Source organism: Bacillus sp. bc15 (genome assembly GCF_900142585.1).
Lineage (GTDB): Bacteria > Bacillota > Bacilli > Bacillales > Bacillaceae_G > Bacillus_A > Bacillus_A cereus.
In genome coordinates this window covers 1,477,943-1,480,601 of the sequence record NZ_FRBJ01000001.1, presented here as the reverse complement: position 1 = coordinate 1,480,601, position 2,659 = coordinate 1,477,943, and the positions used below count along the sequence as shown (strand labels likewise).

The following is a 2,659-nucleotide window of genomic DNA, read 5'->3' as shown; positions in this document are numbered from 1 at the left end:
GCTTATAAACTAAATGAACAAGGCAAACAGCTTGTGAAAATAGACAAATGGTTTCCTTCCACAAAAACATGTAGCAGTTGTGGAAATGTGAAAAGTATGTCATTGTCTGAGCGAGTCTACTCTTGTATATGCGGTGTAAATCTCGATAGAGATTATAACGCAGCTATCAATATCAAAAATGAAGCAATACGCCTATTAGCGTTAGCATAGATAGCAATAAAATAACCCTTGGAACAAGGGAGTTAGCTCGGCTGTCTTAGGACGAATTCGTTAGCTACCAAAAGTAACGACTAACCGAGAAGCCCCGACTTCAAACAGTCCGTTAGGACGTTAAGTGGCGGGTAGTTCACTTGAAATAAATTAAGAGATATATTAATAAGGGCTAGAAATGATTAAGTACTTTTCTATACCATAATTAGAATGAGTGGTTTTTATAAAATCGAAGGATGTATTGTATAGAAGAATACAATACATCCATTGTTTTATACGTGTTCTTGATAGTCATAAGGGTTTAAATTGTATATATAAACTTTGATGATTATCAAGATTTATATAAATATAATTAGTTTAATCATAAGGAAATGATGGATATTTTAATATATCGGTAATTTTTTGAAATTTTTAGAATAATTTATTTTACATTTTGTTATAATCCTATATCATATACATACAGGAGAAATTTGGAAGAGTTTTGAAGGCGAAGTTTCGTATCTATGTAATACCGATAGTAGTTTTTAATTACTAAATAATACTATTCATGTATACGAGGTGAAACAAATGGGGAGACGAGTAAGCGAGAAGAAAACAAAAGAGCAGTTTTTATATGAGAGAAGAAGACAATTAGAAATAATGGAAGGTATTAGTAGCATCTGCAAAGGATGCGATATTTATATAGAATTGAGAAAAACGAAAGCACATAAAGAAGTTGCCAATACATGTGCAAGGAATTGTAAGTTGATTAGTAACGTACAAAAGGAGACAAAGATGTTTTTAGAAACAATTCGTTAAAAATGAGAAGGGAGGAATAAGTATGAATCATTCATATAGTAGCTTGAATCGCGATGAATCATTAGATAAAACTATAATACAAAGTTCTACTGCAAGAAGTATTAAGCCAATGGCAAATCTAGAAGAAAACACTTTTGAAATTAAGGAAATTGGGAATTATAAGGTACTATCAAAACAAGAAAGTTTAAAATTATTTCAGCGGTACAAACATGGTGAAAAGGATCTACGTGATTATTTGTTTCATGTGAATGTAGGACTAGTATTATCTATTGCAAGAAAGTACAAAAACAAGCACCCTGATATAGAGTTTGATGATCTGGTCCAAGAAGGTAATGAGGGAATGTTACGGGCAATGGAAGATTTTAATCCGGCATTAGGGTATTGCTTTTCCACGTACGCTTTTTGGTGGATACAAAAAAGTATGTTAGGAATTATATGTAAAAAAAAGTCCGGATCTTTTAAAATCCCTAATTATGTGAATCAATTTAATTTAAGATATGTCGAGTTAGAAGATAAATATCTACAAATGTACAACAGAACCCCTTCAGTGGAAGAAGTAGCAAAAGAGTTAAATGTAACTAGCGAAACAGTCATTAAGCACAACGTATATTATAAGCGAGCTACTACTATTACTTTGGATGTAGATACAATAAATGAAGATATAGGTATATTAAATCCATTCTATGATGATAGTTCAGCAATTCCGTCAACAAATGAGATGGTAATTGAAGACTTAAATTACGAGATATGGTTAATATTTGATGAAGTATTAAACCCAAAGCAAAAGATGGTACTAAATCTATGTTTTGGTCTTCTAGATGGTAAAGTATATTTGCATAAAGAAATTGCAAAAGCACTTATGATAACAACTGAAAGAGTGTCACAAATAAAGGATGAAGCAATTAAAAAATTGAAAAAATGTGACTATAAAGAAGAAATTTTTAATCTATTACATGAAAAGTTGAAAGTAATGGATGAACTTAATATGGTGTGAAAATATATTTTTGTATTCATCAGAATATACAGTATAACGAGCGTGTTGTATCCTTTTTCTGTCTGAAAATTTTTAAAAAGGGGTGTGTTAAGGGGATAACATGTACTAAAAACTCAATAGATGTAAAATAAAAAGAAGGATAAATGGGTGCTACCTGTTTATCCTTTTTTATTTATCATGTTTAAAAAAATAATATTATCTTTATTTTTCCTTAGTTTTTCTATAGAAATATCTCATGATTAATTATGAAGGATAAATAATTTAATTACTCTCATTTATGAGGTACCAATAGAAAGGAGGCCATTGTTGTTATATGCATAATAATAGAAAAAGAAACGTAATTAAAGAAAGGATTAGACAAGAAAAAGAACGACGTGAGCGATTACTAGCAGAGGAAGAAGAACAATATGAGGATGTCTATAAAGATACAATAAGTGAGCAAATACCACAAGAGCATTCAGAACAACCGCGGAACCAACGTGAAGAAAGTGTAAATGTAAATTCACCTAAAAATGAATCTTCAAATAGTAACCCAGCTCTTGATTGGATCACTACAATTCAAAAACAGGCAGGCACTTCTGAAAATGATTTAAAAATAGAAGAAGCAAGGGAACGTGAAGAAGTAGAAGCACGTAGAAAGGCAGAAGAAGAAGCAAG

The 2,659-nt window shown here is 31.0% G+C and carries 3 protein-coding genes and 1 pseudogene; all 4 read left to right on the top strand.

Annotated elements, in window-relative coordinates:
- A partial coding sequence (locus BUA87_RS07575) for a zinc ribbon domain-containing protein (protein ID WP_142953279.1) occupies positions 1 to 210 on the top strand: 210 nt, incomplete at its 5' end.
- A gap of 567 nt (positions 211 to 777) precedes the next feature.
- Positions 778 to 1,008, top strand: a complete 231-nt coding sequence (locus BUA87_RS07570; RefSeq protein ID WP_000533697.1) for a hypothetical protein — start codon at positions 778 to 780, stop codon at positions 1,006 to 1,008.
- Positions 1,009 to 1,030: 22 nt separating this feature from the next.
- Complete coding sequence (locus BUA87_RS07565) at positions 1,031 to 2,002, top strand: sigma-70 family RNA polymerase sigma factor (RefSeq protein WP_072938971.1); 972 nt, start codon at positions 1,031 to 1,033, stop codon at positions 2,000 to 2,002.
- 313 nt (positions 2,003 to 2,315) lie between these two features.
- Positions 2,316 to 2,659 (top strand): annotated as a pseudogene (locus BUA87_RS31690) (hypothetical protein); the annotation flags it as partial.

What these genes read in the sequence shown, in the direction of transcription:
- BUA87_RS07570 (WP_000533697.1), top strand. Translation starts at nt 778, where the DNA reads ATGGGGAGACGAGTAAGCGAGAAGAAAACAAAAGAGCAGTTTTTATAT.
- BUA87_RS07565 (WP_072938971.1), top strand. Translation starts at nt 1,031, where the DNA reads ATGAATCATTCATATAGTAGCTTGAATCGCGATGAATCATTAGATAAA.